Here is a 17,340-nt window from a genome sequence, read left to right as displayed (position 1 = left end):
TTTTTGTTTTTTTTTTTAATTTTTTTTCCCCCCCCCCCCCCCCCCCCCCCCCCCCCCCCCCCCCCCCGGGGGGGGGGGGGGGTGGGGGGGGGGCCCCCCCCCCCCCCCCCCCCACAACAAGCCGGCTCCTGCAGTTAGAGCCCGCATTCATTTGCGGGTTTTGTATGTTTGTCCCCTTACTCAAGGACTCTTATGTCGCGTCGTATCTCCCCCGTCATACCCGGCTTCGGGCTGACGCTGGGCTACACCGTGGTGTACCTCAGCCTGATCGTACTCATCCCGCTTGCGGCGATGTTTGTACACGCCGCTCAACTCACCTGGGATCAGTTCTGGAACATCATCTCCGCACCGCGTGTGCTGGCGGCGTTGAAACTGAGCTTCAGCACCGCGCTATACGCCGCGCTGATCAACGGTGTGATCGGCACGCTGCTGGCCTGGGTGCTGGTGCGCTATACCTTCCCCGGCCGCAAGATCATCGACGCGATGATCGACCTGCCGTTCGCACTGCCCACTGCCGTGGCGGGTATCGCGCTGACCGCGTTGTACACACCCAATGGTTTCGTCGGCCAGTTCGCGGCTGATCTGGGCTTCAAAATCGCCTATACCCCGCTGGGCATCACCCTGGCGCTGACCTTCGTCACACTGCCGTTCGTGGTGCGTACCGTGCAACCAGTGCTGGCCGACATTCCTCGGGAAGTCGAAGAAGCTGCCGCCTGCCTGGGCGCCAAGCCGTTGCAGGTGTTCCGCTACATCCTCGTGCCCGCGCTGCTGCCTGCTTGGCTCACCGGCTTTGCCCTGGCGTTTGCCCGTGGCGTTGGCGAGTACGGCTCGGTGATCTTCATCGCCGGCAACATGCCGATGAAGACCGAGATCCTGCCGTTGCTGATCATGGTCAAGCTCGACCAATACGACTACCGCGGCGCTACCTCCATCGGTGTGCTGATGCTGGTGGTTTCCTTTGTCCTGCTGCTGCTGATCAACTTGTTGCAGCGGCGCATCGAACGTCCATAAGGAGGCGCGGAACATGTCCCAATCGTCTATTTCCGCTGCGTCCTCGGCCAACGCTGCCCGTCGTGGCAGCGCGGCGTCCCGACGCATCCTGATCAGCCTTGGCTGGCTGGTGTTCGCGTTGTTCTTGCTGTTGCCATTGCTGATCGTGGTGACTCAAGGCTTGAAGAACGGCCTCGGCGCATTCTTCACCGCGATCCTGGAACCCGACGCGCTGTCGGCACTGAAACTCACGGTGATCGCCGTGGTGATCTCGGTGCCGCTCAACGTGGTATTCGGTGTCAGCGCCGCCTGGTGCGTGAGCAAGTACTCGTTCCGTGGCAAAAGTATCCTGGTCACGCTGATCGACCTGCCGTTCTCGGTGTCGCCGGTGATCGCGGGCCTGGTCTACGTGCTGATGTTCGGCGCCCAGGGCTTTTTCGGCCCGTGGCTGGCCGACCACGACATCCAGATCGTGTTCGCCTTGCCCGGCATCGTGTTGGCGACCATCTTCGTCACCGTGCCATTCGTGGCCCGTGAACTGATCCCGCTGATGCAAGAGCAGGGCACCCAGGAAGAAGAAGCCGCACGCCTGCTGGGCGCCAACGGCTGGCAGATGTTCTGGCATGTGACCGTGCCGAACATCAAGTGGGGCCTGATCTACGGCGTGGTGCTGTGTACCGCACGGGCCATGGGTGAGTTCGGCGCGGTGTCGGTGGTGTCCGGCCACATCCGTGGCGTCACCAACACCCTGCCACTGCACGTCGAGATTCTCTACAACGAATACAACCACGTCGCCGCGTTTGCGGTGGCCAGCCTGCTGCTGATCCTGGCGCTCTTCATCCTGCTGCTCAAGCAGTGGAGCGAGAACCGTATCAACCGCCTGCGCAAAAGCGCCGGTGAGGAATAAGTCATGTCGATCGAAGTCCGTAATGTCAGCAAGAATTTCAACGCCTTCAAGGCCCTGAACAGCATCAATCTGGACATCCAGAGTGGCGAGCTGGTGGCGTTGCTGGGCCCGTCCGGCTGCGGCAAGACCACCTTGCTGCGCATCATCGCCGGCCTGGAAACCCCGGATGACGGCAACATCGTGTTCCACGGTGAAGACGTGTCCGGCCACGATGTGCGTGATCGCAACGTCGGGTTTGTGTTCCAGCACTATGCGTTGTTCCGCCACATGACCGTGTTCGACAACGTCGCCTTCGGCCTGCGCATGAAGCCCAAGAACCAGCGCCCGAGCGAAAGCCAGATCGCCAGCAAGGTGCACGAACTGCTGAACATGGTGCAGCTCGACTGGTTGTCGGATCGCTACCCGGAACAACTCTCCGGTGGCCAGCGCCAACGTATCGCCCTGGCCCGCGCCCTGGCGGTCGAACCGAAAGTGCTGCTGCTGGACGAACCCTTCGGCGCCCTTGACGCCAAGGTGCGTAAGGAGCTGCGCCGCTGGCTGGCGCGCCTGCACGAAGACATCAACCTGACCTCGGTGTTCGTGACCCACGACCAGGAGGAGGCCATGGAAGTCGCCGACCGCATCGTGGTGATGAACAAGGGCGTGATCGAGCAGATCGGCTCACCAGGCGAAGTCTACGAAAACCCGGCCAGCGATTTCGTCTACCACTTCCTCGGCGACTCCAACCGCCTGCACCTGGGTGAAGACCAGCACGTGCTGTTCCGCCCGCATGAAGTGTCGCTGTCGCGCCACGAGCTGGAAGACCACCACGCGGCCGAAGTGCGCGACATCCGCCCGCTGGGCGCGACCACCCGTGTGACCTTGAAAGTGGAAGGCCAGAGCGAACTGATCGAAGCCGAAGTGGTGAAAGACCACGACAGCCTCACCGGTTTGGCCCGTGGCGAGACCCTGTTCTTCAAGCCCAAGGTCTGGCAAAAAGCTTAATCCCACCCATCCCCCCCTGTGGGAACCGGGCTTATGTGGGAGCGGGCTTGCTCGCGAAGGCGGCGTGTCAGTCAAAGATGTTGTGACTGAATCACCGCCTTCGCGAGCAAGCCCGCTCCCACATTTAGACTTTGCTCGGCTTTAGATCACGGCGCTCCACCGGCCCCGACCGCTCTTCGATCTGCTGCTTGAGGTCACCCCGCAACCCCACCAGAAACGCCAGCTCCGCCACCACAAACAGCGGCCCGACGATCAGTCCCGACACATCGTCCACGAACGCCGGCTTGCGCCCTTCGTAGTAGTGCCCGACAAACTGGATTACCCAGCCCACCACAAACATCCCGATGCCGCTGCTCAGCCACACCAGGGTGCTTTGCGCGGCCAGCACGTGCCCGGCCCACACCGACAAGCCCATCAGCAGCGTCATCAGCACGCCCAGCGCCAACTCCAGGCGCAGGTAAAACCACGCGGAAAACAGCGCGAGCAGAACGGCGGGTGAGAGCCAGAGCCCGCCCACTGCCCATTCGGGGCGCGACAGCAGCACCGCCACGGCCACGACAATCAGCGGGATGCCGATAAAGTGGCTGGCGATATTGCGCGGGTCGCGGTGGTAGGCAGCGTATTGACTGAGATGGTCGACGAGGCTTTTCATTGTTGTTCCTCCTGTAGGATGTTTGATCATGCCCTGTCAGCCTTTGCCTGACTGTCAGCTGGGCGACAATCTTCGGAGTGCTCATGGACACAGAGAAATGGCGTTCGCGACTGGCCATCGGTCACTGGTTCAGCCACCTGCCCGAGTCCTTTCAGCATAGCCTGCTGGCCCAGGCCCGGTTACGGCAGCTGGCGGCGGGGCAAACCCTGTTCAAGCGCGGCGACCCACCGTGCGGCTTGTATGCGGTGCTCGACGGCACCTTGCGCATCAGTGCAGTGAATGAGCAGGGCAAGGAAGCGATATTGAGCCTGGTGGAGCCGCCTTACTGGTTCGGTGAGATTTGCCTGTTCGACGGTTTGCCACGCACCCACGACGCCTGCGCCGTCGGGCCGTGCACCTTGTTGCAGGTGCCGCAGCAGGCGTTGTTGAATATCCTCGACGAAGCCCCGCACTACTGGCGCAACCTGGCGCTGTTGATGAGCCAGAAACTGCGCCTGAGTTTTATCGGCCTGGAACAGCTCAGCCTGATGCCGGCCCCGGTGCGCCTGGCCCATCGGTTATTGATGATCGTCGAAGGGTACGGCGACATCGAACACTCCAGGCGCGTGCTGCAACTGCCCCAGGAAGACTTGGCGGCGATGTTGAGCCTGTCGCGCCAGACCACCAATGCGTTGCTCAAGGGCCTGCAGGCCCAGGGCGTGGTGCGTTTGGGCTATGGCGAAATTGAAGTGCTGGATGTGCAGCGGCTGCGGGAGGTTGCGCATACCTGAGGGGGCCCCATCGCGGGCAAGCCCGCTCCCACAGTTGGAATGCGTACCCCTGTAGGCGCCGGCTTGCCGGCGATAGGGCCCTCACCATCGCCACAAAACGGTCTACCGCAACCCATCCCGAAACTGCCCCGGCGTCAGCCCCGTCCAGCGCTTGAATGCGCGGTTGAAACTGCTGGTGTCGGCAAACCCCAACAAATGACTGATCTCCGCCAATGAGCATTGCGGGTCGCGCAAATGCAGCAACGCGAGGTTCTCCCGGCACTCATTGAGCAACGCATCAAAGCGGCAGCCTTCGTCCGCCAGGTGCCGTTGCAGGCTGCGCAAGCTCAGGTGCAGCGCTTGGGCGACGCGTTCGGCACTCGGCTCGCCATCGGGTAGTTGCGCCTCGATCACCCGGCGCACCTTGCGCTCCCAGGTCAGGGGCTGCAGTTGGGCGAGGGTGCGCTTGAGCACGGTCTCGTTGTGCTCGGCCAGCTCCGGGTTGGCGTCGTCCAGGTGGCTGTCGAAGTCGTGGGCGGCGAATTCCAGGCGATCTTCCTCGGCAGCAAAAAATACCGGGGCGCGAAATACCGTGTGCCACGGCTGGGGATCGGCCGGTTCAGGCCGGCGCAGGTACACCGCCAGCGGTGCGTACTCACGGCCCAGCCGGTTGCGGCAGGTGCGCACGTAAATCGCCGCAAACGCATCGATGGCCTCGAACGCCGGGGCCGGGCTACCCTCAGGCTGCAGCAGGCGGAAGCGGTAACGCTCGCCGTCTCGGCTAAGCTCCAGGGCCAGGGCATCGCTGACCACCTGGTGATAGCGCACGATGCGCTCGAACACCTCGCGCAGGCTGCCGCTGGCCACCAGCGCATAGCCCAGCGCATGAAAGGTGGTGGGGCTGACAAACCGCGACACGCGCAAGCCGATCGCCGGGTCCCCGCTGGCCTGCACGGCCAGTTCCCACAAGCGTGTGGTGGCCGACAGCGGGTAGCGCGCATTCGGGTCGTCCATGTGCTGCGGGTCGAGCCCGGCCTGGGCGCACAGCGCGGCGCTGTCGAGGCCCAAGGCATCGAGCTGCTTGCGCAGGGCGCGGGTCCAGCTGGCGAGTGAAGTGGGTTCGGTCATGGCGATTGGCGCTTGCGGTCAACAGGTTGGCGTCCGGGGCTAGCGTCCTGCGAGATCGCTTGGGGCAGGATGGGCGCATCAATAAGCAAGAGGATGGAAGCATGGACGGTACTTCTGCAAGTCCCCAGCAGATGAACGCGCAACAGCGTTCGGCGCATATCCGTGACGTGGTGCTGGCCGAAGGCGTGCGCTTGCGCCAACAACACCCCTGGCTGCTGCATCAGGACGCGCTGGGCGCGGGCATCCTGGCGTTTGCGTTGGTGGGCATGGTGGGCTCGGCGGCGCTCTACATCACCGGCCACATGGCCTGGTGGTCGTGCCTGCTGCTCAATGCGTTCCTCGCCTCGCTGACCCACGAGCTGGAGCACGACCTGATCCACAGCATGTACTTTCGCAAGCAGCGCCTGCCCCACAACCTGATGATGGGCCTGGTCTGGCTGGCGCGACCGAGCACGATCAACCCGTGGGTGCGCCGGCATCTGCACCTCAACCACCACAAGGTTTCCGGCACCGAGACTGACATGGAAGAGCGCGCCATCACCAACGGCGAACCCTGGGGCGTGGCGCGGTTGCTGATGGTGGGCGATAACGTGATGTCAGCGTTTATCCGCATCCTGCGGGCCAAGACCTGGAAGCACAAACTCAGCATCCTCAAGCGCTCGCTGCTGGTGTACGCACCGCTGGCGCTGCTGCATTGGGGCGCGTGGTACGTGTTCCTCGGTTTTCACACGGCGAACGGGATCGCCAGCCTGTTGGGCGCGCCCATCGAATGGTCAGCCACCACCCTGCAAGTGATGCAGGTGATCGACATCGCCGCCGTCGTGATCATCGGCCCCAACGTGCTGCGCACCTTCTGCCTGCACTTTGTCAGCTCCAACATGCACTACTACGGCGATGTGGAGCTGGGCAACGTGATCCAGCAGACCCAGGTGCTCAACCCCTGGTGGATGTGGCCGTTGCAGGCGTTCTGCTTCAACTTCGGCAGCACCCATGGCATCCATCATTTTGTGGTGAAGGAGCCGTTCTACATCCGCCAGATGACCGCCAAGGTGGCGCATAAAGTGATGGCCGAGATGGGCGTGCGCTTCAATGATTTCGGGACGTTTGCCCGGGCCAATCGGCTTGGCTTTCCACCGCCAGCAGGGTTTCGATCAGCGCCTTCGCCGCAGGCGACAAGCGCACCCCAGCGCGGCTGATCACGCCGCAACGGTTATTCAGGCTGTCGAGGTTGTGAGGCAGGTTGCGCCAGTGCAGGACCTTCAATGCGCCGCTGGCCAATTCATCGACAAACGCCTCTTCGGCGCCTAGGCCAATGGCGTCGGACTGACGCACGATGGTGGCCAGCGCCGCGAACTGTTCAAGCTCAATGGCGGGTGCAAAATCGATGCGCCCGCTGAGGTTGGCGAGCAACTTGCGAATGCCCGGTGCAATCAACGGCGTGGCCAGCGGGAAACCGAACAGGTCGTTGGTGGAAAGGCTGTCCTTCGCCAGCAGCGGGTGACCGGCGCGGCAGAAAAATACGCTGCGCCGGGGCGTGAGGGCCTGGATCTGGAAGTTGGGGTCAGCCTCGAAGTGGCGCACATCGGCGATAAAGAATTCGATCTCCTCGCGGCTCAGGCTGCGCCCGAGTTTTTCCCAGTTATCCACCTGCAACGCGATGCGCACCTTGGGGTAGGTGGTGATAAACCGCGCCATGGCCTGGGGCACCAGGTTGACGGCTGCGACGGCATCGCTGCCCAGGCGCACTTCACCGGCGTCGAGCTTGGTCATGCGCGTGACTTCATGGCTGAGCAGCGCGGCGCCCTGGACCAGGCTCAAGGCATGTTGCAGCACCACCTGGCCCTCGGGCGTAGGGCGCAGGTCCTTGTGGGCGCGGTCCACCAACACGCAGCCGAACTCCTGTTCCAGACCCTGGATGCTGCGGCTGAACGCTGGCTGCGTGATGCCCATGGCGTCGGCGGCGCGCACAAAACTGCGGTGCTCGTTGAGCGCGATGAAGTAGCGCAGCTGACGAAGATCCATGGGGCGCCCGGCGTCCAAGAGGGGAACCGGGATTTTAAGGGGCTTGCTTATTCCGTCAATGAAGCATGTTTGTTTTATCTAGATCTTAAATGCATATCTATAGAGCAGGCACCGTGCGGTAGGTAGCCGGGCTGAACACCCGCGTCACCACCAGCATCGCCACCACGGTCACCGTGAGTACTACCCAGGCGCTGACAAAGGTGCCGGTCAGTTCACGCAGCCAGCCGGTCAACCAGGGCGAAATTGCATTGATCAAGAAGCCCACGCCCTGCACGAAGGCTGCCAGTTGCCCAGCTTGGCGCGGGTCGCGATGATGGTCGAGGGTCAGCAACAGGCTCAAGGCGAAACAGGCGCCCAGACCAAAGCCGATCAGCGCGACCCACAGGTGGGGAAACTGCTGCGGCGCCATCAGCAACCCGAGGTAACCCACGGTCTGCGCCAACAGGCTGATGCCGAGCAAGGGCCGACGGTCGATCCCGCGTTGGGCCAATACCGGCATCAGCAACGCCGCGATCACTTGGAAGATGGTCATGAACGCCAGCAGCGAACCACTCGGCAACACGCCCCAGCCCAGTTGCTGGTAGTACGCCGGCAGCCACGCCACCATGCTCATGTAGCCGCAGTTCACCAGGCCGAAATACAGCGCCAGCAACCAGGCACGGCGGTTGCGCAGGCCTTTGAAGGCGGGAATCACCAGGGCGCTTCTGGGCGCTCCCAGCGGCACAAATGCCCACAGCAACAACGCGGCCAACGCCGGCAACAGCCAGATTCCGAGCCCCGCCTGCCACTGCTGGAAGTGCGTGGCCACCACCGGGCTGAGCAACGCGGCCAGCCCGCCACCGGCCATCAGCGAGGCCGAATACACGCCCATCGCCACCGGCACGCGGTGATGGAATTCGCGCTTGATCATTGCCGGCACCAACGCTTGGATCAGCGCCACCCCGGCGCCGCCGAGCAAGGCTGTGACCAGCAGCGCCGAGGCCTGGCCCATCTGCCAGCGCGCCAGGCACGCCAACAGAATCATCATCAAGCCCAAGGCGATGCCGCGCCGCTCGCCCAGCCGTGCCTCCACCCGCACGCCGACCAGGGCCACCAGGCCCATGCACACCACGGGCAAGCTGGTGAGCAGGGCACTGCTCTGGAAGCTCAGGCCGGTGGCCTGGCGGATCTCGCCCAACAGCGGGCTGATGGAACTGAGGATCGGCCGCAGGTTCAGGCCCAGTACCACCAGCAGCCCCCAGCCGGCGAGGGATTTATTGAGGGTCATGCAGGGTTTTCCATTGCTGGTACAGGGTAGTCATGGCCGCGTCGGGCAGGTGCTGGATCGGCAGGCGCTGCTCGTCCAGGGGTAAGCCGACCTGTTGCCCAATCGCCGCCGTCGACAAGCCGAAGGGCTCGGCCATTGCGTTGCTGGCCGCAAACACCACCCGTTCCACGCCGCACAGGTACATGGCGCTCAGGCACATCGGGCAGGGCTGGCCGCTGGCGTAGATCACGCAGCCTTCCAGGCGCGCACCGAGTTGGCGGCTGGCCGCGCGGATCGCCAGCAGCTCGGCGTGAGCGGTGGGATCTTGGGTCAGGTGGATTTCGTTCACCGCTTCCGCCAGTACCTCGCCGTTGTGCGTCAGGACCGCGCCAAACGGCCTGCCGCCTTGACTCACATTGGCCCGGGCCAGGGCGATGGCGCGTTGCAGGTGCGGGTGGTCATCGCTCATGGCGCTACCTCGGGGAGGAATGGAGGGTGAAGTATGGGCAGCGGCCTTGGTATTCTGAAATTAAATATAACCATGCCAACCAGTGGCAAAGAGAATGGTGAGGCCCATGTTCGACCCCGTGTTGCTGCGTAGCTTTGTCGCCGTGGTGGACTGCGGCAATTTCACCCGCGCCGCCGAGCGCCTGCATTTGACCCAGTCCACCGTCAGCCAGCAGATCCGCCGCCTGGAGGACGCCGTGGCGTGCCAACTGCTCGACCGCGACCAGCGCCGGGTTGTCGCCACTGCCGAAGGCGAGCGTTTGCTGGCCTACGCGCGGCGCATCCTCGCGCTGCATGAAGAGGCCGCCGACGTCTTGATCAACCAGCAAAGCGACGGCGTGTTGCGCCTGGGCGTGCCGGAAGACTTTGCGGCCGAACGCCTGATGCCATTGCTGTCGGCGTTTGTGGTGGCCTACCCCCGGGTGCGTCTGGAGGTCACCAGCGGCCTCGGCCCGGAACTGCAGCGTCAATACCGGAGCGGTGAGTTTGATGTGCTGCTGGTCAAGCAGATGGGCGACAGCGATGACTGCCTGGCTTCCTGGCCGGAGCCTTTGTGCTGGGTCGACAGCCGGAGCACGCCATCCCTGGGGCGCGACCCGCTGCCCTTGGTGGCGTTTCCGGTGGGTGGCCTGTACCGCAACGAAATGCTGCAGCACCTGGAAGTTGGCGGCTGGCGTTGGCGCATCGGCTATTCCAGCGCCAGCCTGGCCAGCGTGTGTTCAGCCGTGGCGGCGGGGTTGGGCATCAGCCTGTTGCCCAAACGCGTCGTGCAGGCAGGGCACGTGGTGCTGGGACCAGACAGTGGCCTGCCCGCCGTGCAGGGCGTGCGGCTGGCCCTGTATGCCCGCAGTGGTTTAGGCCCGGCAGGGCAGACCTTGCAGCGCCAATTGCTCGATTTGTGCGCAAACAGCCCTGCCTGAGCCATGCCTTTGCCGAATATTTTTTATGCCTCAAAAGCATCGAAAAACGCGGCCTACGCGCCAGGCCGCGCAGGACGTGGCTTTGGCGTTTCGGGATGTATCATTTATTCACTTTAGATCTATGTATAACTTTAAAGATTACTTTAAGAGATAAGCGTCTGGCCCCGATGATTCAGCCCTCGACGGCCTCCCAGGCAGGCCTGTCGGTTTTTTTGTTTCAAAACCGTAGGGAGTGAATCAATGGGCAATGTCCAGACCGCCGCCAGTGCACCCGAGGCGCTGTGGCGCCAGGCACCAGGTGGTGAGTTGGTTGACCTTGGCCGGCCGCACCGTGCGCCGTTGGGGCAGCAGCGTTTGCAGCAAGCCCCGAAACGCTTTTCGAGCCGCCGCGAAGGCCTTTTGCTGGGCTTGCTGGTGCTGGCCCTGCACGGCGCGGTGATCTATTGGGTGAGCCAGAAGTCGACCCCGGTGTTGCCGATTGTGCCGCCGGAAATTCCGCCGATGACCATCGAGTTTTCCCAGCCGGCGCCGCCTGTGGTCGAGCCGCCTCCACCGGTTCCGCCACCCCCGCCGCCGCCTGTGGTCGAGCCACCGCCACCGGTGGTGGATGAATTGGCCGCCAAGCCGGCGCCACCCAAACCGATTCCAAAACCCAAGCCCAAGCCAGTGCCAAAACCTGAGCCCAAGCCCGCGCCTAAACCGGTCGAGCAGCCACCTGCGCCACCGACGCCCGCGCCACCGGCTCCCCCTGCGCCGGCCGCACCGCCGTCGCCGGCACCCGTGACACCGGCTTCGGCCAACGCCGCGTACTTGAAGAACCCGGCGCCCGAATACCCCTCGTTGGCCCAGCGCCGGGGCTGGGAAGGCACGGTGTTGCTCAGGGTGCATGTGTTGGCCAGCGGCAAACCGGGCGAGATCCAGGTCCAGAAGAGCAGCGGTCGCCAGCAACTCGACGACGCCGCGCTGGCCGCCGTGAAGCGCTGGAGTTTCGTGCCGGCCAAGCAGGGCGACGTGGCACAGGACGGCTGGGTCAGCGTACCGATCGATTTCAAGATTCACTAACTATTCGGCTGCGGTGTGTTGGACACGCCGCGACCTGCACAGAGGGAAAACATCATGGCATTAGCATCTCCACTTGAATCCATCGAAAGCGCGGTGATCTGGCTGCTGGTGGTCTTTTCGGTTGCCACCTGGGGCTTGGCCCTGCTCAAGGGCGTGCAGTTCGGCCGCCTCAAGGCGCAGGATCGCAAGTTCCATAAACAGTTCTGGGCGGCGTCGAGTCTCGACTCTGCCGCCGAACTGGCCGAAACCCAGCCCGGTGCGGCCGCTCGAGTCGCCCAGGCCGGTTATGCCGCGATCCAGGTGGGCGATGCGCCACACGCCGCCGATTTGAGCCAGGCCATCAACCACCAGGACCGCCTCGAACGCGCCCTGCGCCAGCAGATCGTGCGTGAACGCCGCTCCCTGGAAACCGGCCTGGCCGTGGTCGCCAGTATCGGCAGCACCTCGCCGTTCATCGGTCTGTTCGGCACCGTGTGGGGCATCATGGAAGCGTTGAAAGGGATCAGCGCCGCCGGTTCCGCCAGCCTCGAAACCGTGGCTGGCCCGATTGGTGCCGCACTGGTTGCAACGGGTGTGGGTATCGCCGTCGCCGTACCTGCGGTGCTGGTCTACAACTACTTCCTGCGTCGCCTCAAGCTGACCGCCGCCGACCTGGACGACTTTGCCCACGACTTCTACAGCCTGGCGCAGAAGAATTCCTTCCGCGTGCTGCTGCACCCAGCCCTGAACAAAGCGGCTGCCGGCAACCCGCAAAAAGTGAAGGAGGCGTCCTGAGATGGCTTTCTCCACGCAAGACAGCGATGAGGTGCTGAGCGAGATCAACGTGACGCCCCTGGTGGACGTGATGCTGGTGCTGCTGGTGGTGTTTATCGTCACCGCGCCGCTCTTGACCAACGCGATTCCGATCAACCTGCCCAAGACCCAGGCCGTGGCCCCGGTGGAGCAGAAAGACCCGCTGGTGGTGAGCATCGACGGCGCCGGCAAACTGTTTATCAACAAGGACGAAATCCAGCCGGACCTGCTGGAATTCAACCTGCAGGCGGCCAAGGCCAAGGACCCCGATGTGCGGGTGCAACTGCAGGCTGACGATGGAGTGAACTACGGCGAAGTGGCGCGAGCCATGGCGTCGATCGAACGCGCGGGCATTACCAAGCTGTCGGTGATTACCGCGCGTTAATTGCAAAAGCCTCGACAAGTTTTTGGCCGTCTCCTTGGCAGGGTGCGGCCTTTTTTTATTCTGGAAATGTATATGAGTGTGTAGTGCTCCGTCGTGGTCTCTGTAATATTCACTGTTGTTTTCTAGTGTTTCCGAACGTGAGATTTGTCGAAGGTTTTATTATTTTACTGGGGTGATATATGGTGATTTTGTCGGAGCAAAAAATAAATGGGTATTCGGTTCCCTGTTCATCTTGTCAGCGTATTGACCCAACCTGCCTCTGAAGTTAAAAAAACGGATCAATCCCGCATTCATGAAGATGTGATCCCGCCTTCTAAAACGCTCACCCCTTTATCGGATGTTTCTCAGACATCCCTTCCGATAGTATTCGACCCACCGCCGTTGAAGGAAAATGATCAAGTCAATGCTTATCTGAAGTCGCATGCTTCCCGCCTGATGACACCAGAAAATGAAATGTCAAAACTTCTGACAACTAAAATTAATAAGCGCTGGCATATACATGTTGATCCGGATAAAACATTCCTGGTTACATTCAAGCGTTCAGGGCGCACCGAAAAAGATGTTGTGGAAAAAGTGACGCTGACTCAGGCGGCATTGAAAAATCTCCAAGGGGTGCCGATTGAAGATAATAAGAACTGGCTCCAGAAGTTTGGTCAATACGTTTCACCCTTGATATTTGCTTACAGTAGAGGGGAGGAGGTGGTTGAACATTTGCATGCGGAACAAGGTATCTATCATGATCCGGCATCTGCGGCGGTTCCGCCCTACAGTGCATCCACGCGTGTCGACATACCTGTCGCCGACTTTAAAGCCCTGGTCTGGGACACAGACCGAACACAGCTGTACAAAAATGCGCTTACCACTTTTTGGGAGAATCAATCCGACTCCTATACAACCTTGAGCAGGATGGCTTTCGTCAAGGCCATCAAGTATCAGAGTCTTGAGGGGAGCCTGGGCCCGCAGGAGGTAGAACTGGCCCAGCGTGCAATGGGGCCCTTTGCGCAGAAACCATGGTCTGAACTGAGCGTTCAAGACTTTGAGAGGCGCACCTTGCAGGACCCGGGCCTGGACATCGGTCTGGTTAGCGTAAACGGTATAAAGTCGACAGACTTGCTGTGTGTGACGGATAAGAAAACCCAACTGACATTGCTGTATGTTCCTGGTAACTCTTCGCCACTGCACCGTTTTGATAACCCTCAGCAGATGGGTGTGTGGCTGGCCAAGCAGTCCGCCGATCCGGTCAAGCTCGCTTCGCTCATGGCGCACTTTTCCCTCGAAGACCAGGCAGACAAAACTTTTTCCAATGGTGTACATCAGGCTTTGCGAGGCTTGGGTGCCTGGTCGACTGCGCAGGAGGAGGAAGGGTTCGGCTTTTCCAAAATCAATGATTGGTTACCCGAACGCTACATCCAGATTGGCCAGGTAAGTGGCGATCCGTTTCAGGAGGTCATGACTCGACAAAAGGCGCGGTCATTCTCGGATGCCGACAATGCAATCGTCAGTGACAGTGATTATACAAAGGGCAAGATAATCCAAGGTTTGGACGAGGCTGCCAAAGTCGCACTGTTCATGACGCCCTTGGCGATTGTAATGCCAGAAGTGGCGCTGGCATTGGATGCATTTTACTTGGGGGCGGGTATCGCCGAGACCGGAGTTGGCATTGACGATTTAACCAAGGGCAAATCCACTGGAACCGACCGAATTGTATTTGGTGCGTTGAATGCTTTACCACCACTGGTGATACATGGGAGTAGCTCGGTTTTGAAGCCTGAAAGCGGGGCTGTTATACCTTCAAGTTCGGTGGTTGAGCCGCGACCAGCATTATTCAGGGCGCCACAACGTATAAATGGTCATATCGGATACCCCATGGGGCCTACTTCGGCGCCGAGGCTAATTAAATCGTTCGAAATCCCCTTGGATGACGTAATGGTTACGGCTCAAAAAGCGTACGCCATTTCTGTCAATGGGTACTATGTGCCGGTCATGTATGACTTGGAAGTCGGTGCTTGGCGGGGGCGCGATTTGGCGGGACGCATTGGGAATATATTTTATTGGCGTGAAACTCCGGGCGAATGGTTGTCGGGCACCCGCGAGCAGATGTTGGCGCGTGCTGAAGCGAAGTTGGCGTCGGTTAAAAATAAAACATTCACATTGCCTGTATTGCCCTCGATATCGTTGAACCCTACAGAAATACCCAAGGTGATACATTATTTCTGGGCCGGAAATGAAATGCCTGAGCACCTTGTCAAAAATATCATGGAAAACGCTCGAAAAAGCCCAGGGTATAAATCGATTGTGCACGTTGATGCCAATAGTCAGAGTGCCTTTTCCATGATTAAAGATGCACTGGATAATAAGGTGGTCGGCCTTGAAGTGCATGACTTGAAAACAGATGAAAGCTTTCATGAGCTCAATGCTGGGCAATACGGTGAGATGTATAAATACTTTCGCTCGGGACAGGGACAGAATTTTGCGGCTTCTTCAGACGTCATGCGGGCGGTGTTAATCAAACGGTACGGTGGCATATATTTGGACACCGATGATGCGCTAACCCATTCCGTAGGTGACGTTTCTTTAATGGCCTCCCCCAATGATATTTTGTTGAATTCACCTGTCACCTACGAGCCTGCGGATTTTTTCGGATTTAACAATAGTAATTTTGGCAGCCATGCGGGTAATCCTACCTTTGATAAAATTCTCGAAGAAATGTATCGACGCTTCAAAAACACCAAGAATTGGCTGGACGCCAATCGACCTTTTATAGGGGAAGGTGCAACTAAATCAGAGCTGGAGTCGTACAAGGTATATGAAAAGAAAATTTTTGAAGTGACAGGGCCTGTCGTTTTCAACGACGTCCTTAAACAAGAAAATTATGGTTTATTCCCAATTCTCGACGATTTTCACGAGATAATGGGCGACGCCCTGATAATGCCCGAAGGCTATGGTCGGGAGCTGCAGCAAGCCCTGGATTTCTACCAGTCCATGCACTCGAAATTTGGGGTCGACATAGGAGGCGAACATTCCATGCTCCACTCCCGTTGAGCCGATGTTTGTATGCGACGGTTTCATCCCGACACGTAGGTGTCGGGTTCCCTGATGCATACCCTTGAACGGTTGCTGGATCTAACGTGGTTTTTGGTTATTAATAAATAGCTTCTTATTCCTTAACGAATATAAACCTCGTCCCTATACTGGTCAGCAACGTTAAACGCTGCAGGAGGGCACACCCATGCACAGCGAGTTGATTCGTTACCTGATCGTGCCGGGCTGGCAAGGATCGCCAGAAGATCATTGGCAAAGTCATTGGCAGAAAAGCCTGCCCAACAGTGCGCGTGTGGAGCAGGCCGATTGGCTGACACCCCGTCGCGAAGACTGGGTGGCAGCGCTGGCCGAGGCCATCGCGGCCGACAGCACGCCGGTGATCCTCATCGCCCATAGCCTGGGTTGCATCACCGTAGCGCACTGGGCCGCCACCGCGCCGGTGCAGTTTTTGCGTCAGGTGCGCGGCGCCTTGCTGGTGGCGCCCGCCGATGTCGAACGCCCGGCCTGTGCCCCCGCCCTGCGCAACTTTGCGCCGATTCCCACCGACCTGTTGCCGTTCCCCAGCCAAGTGGTCAGTTCCGACAACGACAGCGCCGTCAGCGCTCCCCGGGCCCTGGAACTGGCGCGCAACTGGGGCGCCGAAGCCGGCATCCTCGCAGGCGCCGGCCATATCAATGTGAAATCCGGCCACCAGCGCTGGGAGCAGGGCTTCGCTTACCTCTATCGCCTGCAACACCGCCTTGAGCACCACGCCCGGCGTACTGCCTGAACATTTTTCAACGCCCCGTCCCTTGAGTGGATCTGGGGCGGGAGCCTGCCATGAGTCTGCATGAAACCTACGGCCAGCCTTTGCTGACCTTCCCCGACGCCGAAAAAAGCCCGCTGAGCATCCGCGCCAAGGCTTTGGTATTCGTCGACCCACGCTCGCGCCAACTGCGCGAAGACCTCGAAAGCCTCGCCCCCCGTGCCTTGCCCGTGTTGATTCGTGGCGAGACCGGTAGCGGTAAAGAACTGTTGGCGCGGCATATCCACCGTGGCAGTGATCGCGGCGGTTTGTTTGTGTCGGTCAATTGCGGAGCGATCAGCCCCACTTATGCGGACGCCGAGTTGTTCGGCTATGCCGCCGGCAGCCACAGTGGCGCGGCCAGCAGCCGGGCCGGGTGGTTTGGTTCAGCCAATGGCGGCACCTTGTACCTGGATGAGATCGGCGACTTGCCGTTGCCGATCCAGGTCAAATTGCTCGCCGCCCTTGAGAACCACGAAGTCACCCGCGTCGGCGCCCATCAGCCCAGCCCCGTGGACGTGCGCCTGGTGGCCGCCACCAGCATCGACCTGGCCCAGGCCGTGGCGGCGGGCAAATTTCATGAGCGGTTGTTCCATTACCTGAGCGAGGGCCAGCTGGAGCTACCGGCGTTGCGTGAGCGCATCGGTGACATCCTGTCCCTGGCCGAATACTTCCTCGGCATCTACAGCCAGCGCCTGGACCTGCCGGTGCCGCTGATCAGCGAAGCCGCCCAGCGCGTGCTGGAACACCACAGCTGGCCGGGCAATACCCGCGAGTTGGAAAACGTCATTCACTTCGCGTTGCTGGTGAGCAGTGGCGACGAGATTTTGCCCGAGCATTTGAACTTGCCGGCGGCGGGCTCGCCTTTGGAGCAGGTGCAGCGGATTGTCGAGGCAGCGAGCCCCTCTGACCGCTTGGCCCTCAAAGCCTACCTCGCCTCCCTGTAGGAGCCGGCTTGCCGGCGATGGCGGTCTTCAAGGCGCCATCGCCGCGGTGCGACGATTCGACAAGCCGGGCTCCTACAGGTAGGTGGGGAGAGGGAGTTGTATGAACAAAATGGAATATCAACGTGAATAAAAGATATTATTCGGGAATAAAAAATCTAGGTATTGTCACTCCCACGCCGCGATAGCATTTCGCTGGCACACCCTATAAAAACGGTCGTCAGAG

Annotated in this window: 17 protein-coding genes; 12 read left to right on the top strand and 5 right to left on the bottom strand. The window is 60.7% G+C overall.

All coding sequences use genetic code 11. The features are described from left to right. Positions 1 to 192 precede the first annotated feature (192 nt). From cysT to ACVWVP_RS08625, 3 genes are read left to right on the top strand one after another with little or no spacing between them, the layout of a single operon-like run. Positions 193 to 1,011, top strand: a complete 819-nt coding sequence (cysT, locus tag ACVWVP_RS08635; protein WP_178924334.1) for a sulfate ABC transporter permease subunit CysT — start codon at positions 193 to 195, stop codon at positions 1,009 to 1,011. Between the two features lie 13 nt (positions 1,012 to 1,024). After that, the gene (gene cysW, locus ACVWVP_RS08630) at positions 1,025 to 1,897 is read left to right on the top strand and encodes a sulfate ABC transporter permease subunit CysW (protein WP_176997399.1); all 873 of its coding nucleotides are present in this window, start codon (positions 1,025 to 1,027) and stop codon (positions 1,895 to 1,897) included. A 3-nt stretch (positions 1,898 to 1,900) separates the two neighbouring features. After that, a complete protein-coding gene (locus ACVWVP_RS08625; protein WP_178924336.1) occupies positions 1,901 to 2,881 on the top strand; it encodes a sulfate/molybdate ABC transporter ATP-binding protein in 981 nt (326 codons plus the stop codon). A gap of 124 nt (positions 2,882 to 3,005) precedes the next feature. On the opposite strand, the gene ACVWVP_RS08620 is transcribed toward ACVWVP_RS08625, so the two are convergent. Further along, positions 3,006 to 3,533, bottom strand: a complete 528-nt coding sequence (locus ACVWVP_RS08620) for an Mpo1 family 2-hydroxy fatty acid dioxygenase (protein ID WP_259172845.1) — start codon at positions 3,531 to 3,533, stop codon at positions 3,006 to 3,008. An 83-nt stretch (positions 3,534 to 3,616) separates the two neighbouring features. Here ACVWVP_RS08620 and ACVWVP_RS08615 point away from each other — a divergent pair, with 83 nt between their 5' ends. Next, on the top strand, positions 3,617 to 4,303 hold the full coding sequence (locus tag ACVWVP_RS08615; protein ID WP_178924340.1) for a Crp/Fnr family transcriptional regulator: 687 nt from the start codon (positions 3,617 to 3,619) through the stop codon (positions 4,301 to 4,303). A gap of 102 nt (positions 4,304 to 4,405) precedes the next feature. Here ACVWVP_RS08615 and ACVWVP_RS08610 read toward each other — a convergent pair whose 3' ends face one another. Next, the gene (locus ACVWVP_RS08610) at positions 4,406 to 5,410 is read right to left on the bottom strand and encodes an AraC family transcriptional regulator (RefSeq protein ID WP_178924342.1); all 1,005 of its coding nucleotides are present in this window, start codon (positions 5,408 to 5,410) and stop codon (positions 4,406 to 4,408) included. Positions 5,411 to 5,511: 101 nt separating this feature from the next. Here ACVWVP_RS08610 and ACVWVP_RS08605 point away from each other — a divergent pair, with 101 nt between their 5' ends. After that, positions 5,512 to 6,606, top strand: a complete 1,095-nt coding sequence (locus tag ACVWVP_RS08605) for a fatty acid desaturase (RefSeq protein WP_178924344.1) — start codon at positions 5,512 to 5,514, stop codon at positions 6,604 to 6,606. Here ACVWVP_RS08605 and ACVWVP_RS08600 read toward each other — a convergent pair. From ACVWVP_RS08600 to ACVWVP_RS08590, 3 genes are all read right to left on the bottom strand, one after another. Further along, entirely contained in the window at positions 6,497 to 7,432 is a 936-nt protein-coding gene (locus tag ACVWVP_RS08600) for a LysR family transcriptional regulator (protein WP_457405267.1), read from the bottom strand. The genes ACVWVP_RS08605 and ACVWVP_RS08600 overlap by 110 nt on opposite strands. Before the next feature lie 97 nt (positions 7,433 to 7,529). Then, positions 7,530 to 8,699, bottom strand: coding sequence for a CynX/NimT family MFS transporter (locus ACVWVP_RS08595; protein WP_457405265.1), 1,170 nt, complete (start codon positions 8,697 to 8,699; stop codon positions 7,530 to 7,532). After that, entirely contained in the window at positions 8,686 to 9,147 is a 462-nt protein-coding gene (locus ACVWVP_RS08590; RefSeq protein ID WP_178924350.1) for a nucleoside deaminase, read from the bottom strand. Before ACVWVP_RS08590 ends, ACVWVP_RS08595 begins: the two co-directional genes overlap by 14 nt. A gap of 106 nt (positions 9,148 to 9,253) precedes the next feature. Between ACVWVP_RS08590 and ACVWVP_RS08585 the strand changes: the two genes are divergently transcribed. From ACVWVP_RS08585 to ACVWVP_RS08555, 7 genes are all read left to right on the top strand, one after another. Beyond that, positions 9,254 to 10,105 carry a LysR family transcriptional regulator gene (locus ACVWVP_RS08585; RefSeq protein ID WP_457405262.1) on the top strand — a complete coding sequence of 284 codons (852 nt, stop codon included), beginning with the start codon at positions 9,254 to 9,256 and terminating at the stop codon, positions 10,103 to 10,105. A 240-nt stretch (positions 10,106 to 10,345) separates the two neighbouring features. Beyond that, positions 10,346 to 11,167, top strand: a complete 822-nt coding sequence (locus tag ACVWVP_RS08580; RefSeq protein WP_457405260.1) for an energy transducer TonB — start codon at positions 10,346 to 10,348, stop codon at positions 11,165 to 11,167. Between the two features lie 51 nt (positions 11,168 to 11,218). Further along, entirely contained in the window at positions 11,219 to 11,941 is a 723-nt protein-coding gene (locus ACVWVP_RS08575; RefSeq protein WP_178924397.1) for a MotA/TolQ/ExbB proton channel family protein, read from the top strand. 1 nt (position 11,942) lies between these two features. Further along, positions 11,943 to 12,344 (top strand): ExbD/TolR family protein, encoded by a 402-nt coding sequence (locus tag ACVWVP_RS08570; protein WP_060755558.1) that lies wholly within the window; start codon positions 11,943 to 11,945, stop codon positions 12,342 to 12,344. Between the two features lie 207 nt (positions 12,345 to 12,551). Further along, positions 12,552 to 15,386 (top strand): glycosyltransferase family 32 protein, encoded by a 2,835-nt coding sequence (locus ACVWVP_RS08565; protein ID WP_457405257.1) that lies wholly within the window; start codon positions 12,552 to 12,554, stop codon positions 15,384 to 15,386. Positions 15,387 to 15,573: 187 nt separating this feature from the next. Then, complete coding sequence (locus ACVWVP_RS08560; RefSeq protein WP_457405254.1) at positions 15,574 to 16,155, top strand: alpha/beta hydrolase; 582 nt, start codon at positions 15,574 to 15,576, stop codon at positions 16,153 to 16,155. A gap of 50 nt (positions 16,156 to 16,205) precedes the next feature. Beyond that, positions 16,206 to 17,117 (top strand): sigma 54-interacting transcriptional regulator, encoded by a 912-nt coding sequence (locus ACVWVP_RS08555; protein ID WP_259172839.1) that lies wholly within the window; start codon positions 16,206 to 16,208, stop codon positions 17,115 to 17,117. Positions 17,118 to 17,340: the final 223 nt, after the last annotated feature.

The sequence above is a fragment of the Pseudomonas sp. TE24901 genome (assembly GCF_054058375.1).
This window is presented reverse-complemented; position numbering and strand designations above follow the sequence as displayed.

What these genes read in the sequence shown, in the direction of transcription:
- cysT (WP_178924334.1), top strand. Translation starts at nt 193, where the DNA reads ATGTCGCGTCGTATCTCCCCCGTCATACCCGGCTTCGGGCTGACGCTG.
- cysW (WP_176997399.1), top strand. Translation starts at nt 1,025, where the DNA reads ATGTCCCAATCGTCTATTTCCGCTGCGTCCTCGGCCAACGCTGCCCGT.
- ACVWVP_RS08625 (WP_178924336.1), top strand. Translation starts at nt 1,901, where the DNA reads ATGTCGATCGAAGTCCGTAATGTCAGCAAGAATTTCAACGCCTTCAAG.
- ACVWVP_RS08620 (WP_259172845.1), bottom strand. Translation starts at nt 3,533, where the DNA reads ATGAAAAGCCTCGTCGACCATCTCAGTCAATACGCTGCCTACCACCGC.
- ACVWVP_RS08615 (WP_178924340.1), top strand. Translation starts at nt 3,617, where the DNA reads ATGGACACAGAGAAATGGCGTTCGCGACTGGCCATCGGTCACTGGTTC.
- ACVWVP_RS08610 (WP_178924342.1), bottom strand. Translation starts at nt 5,410, where the DNA reads ATGACCGAACCCACTTCACTCGCCAGCTGGACCCGCGCCCTGCGCAAG.
- ACVWVP_RS08605 (WP_178924344.1), top strand. Translation starts at nt 5,512, where the DNA reads ATGGACGGTACTTCTGCAAGTCCCCAGCAGATGAACGCGCAACAGCGT.
- ACVWVP_RS08600 (WP_457405267.1), bottom strand. Translation starts at nt 7,432, where the DNA reads ATGGATCTTCGTCAGCTGCGCTACTTCATCGCGCTCAACGAGCACCGC.
- ACVWVP_RS08595 (WP_457405265.1), bottom strand. Translation starts at nt 8,699, where the DNA reads ATGACCCTCAATAAATCCCTCGCCGGCTGGGGGCTGCTGGTGGTACTG.
- ACVWVP_RS08590 (WP_178924350.1), bottom strand. Translation starts at nt 9,147, where the DNA reads ATGAGCGATGACCACCCGCACCTGCAACGCGCCATCGCCCTGGCCCGG.
- ACVWVP_RS08585 (WP_457405262.1), top strand. Translation starts at nt 9,254, where the DNA reads ATGTTCGACCCCGTGTTGCTGCGTAGCTTTGTCGCCGTGGTGGACTGC.
- ACVWVP_RS08580 (WP_457405260.1), top strand. Translation starts at nt 10,346, where the DNA reads ATGGGCAATGTCCAGACCGCCGCCAGTGCACCCGAGGCGCTGTGGCGC.
- ACVWVP_RS08570 (WP_060755558.1), top strand. Translation starts at nt 11,943, where the DNA reads ATGGCTTTCTCCACGCAAGACAGCGATGAGGTGCTGAGCGAGATCAAC.
- ACVWVP_RS08565 (WP_457405257.1), top strand. Translation starts at nt 12,552, where the DNA reads ATGGGTATTCGGTTCCCTGTTCATCTTGTCAGCGTATTGACCCAACCT.
- ACVWVP_RS08560 (WP_457405254.1), top strand. Translation starts at nt 15,574, where the DNA reads ATGCACAGCGAGTTGATTCGTTACCTGATCGTGCCGGGCTGGCAAGGA.
- ACVWVP_RS08555 (WP_259172839.1), top strand. Translation starts at nt 16,206, where the DNA reads ATGAGTCTGCATGAAACCTACGGCCAGCCTTTGCTGACCTTCCCCGAC.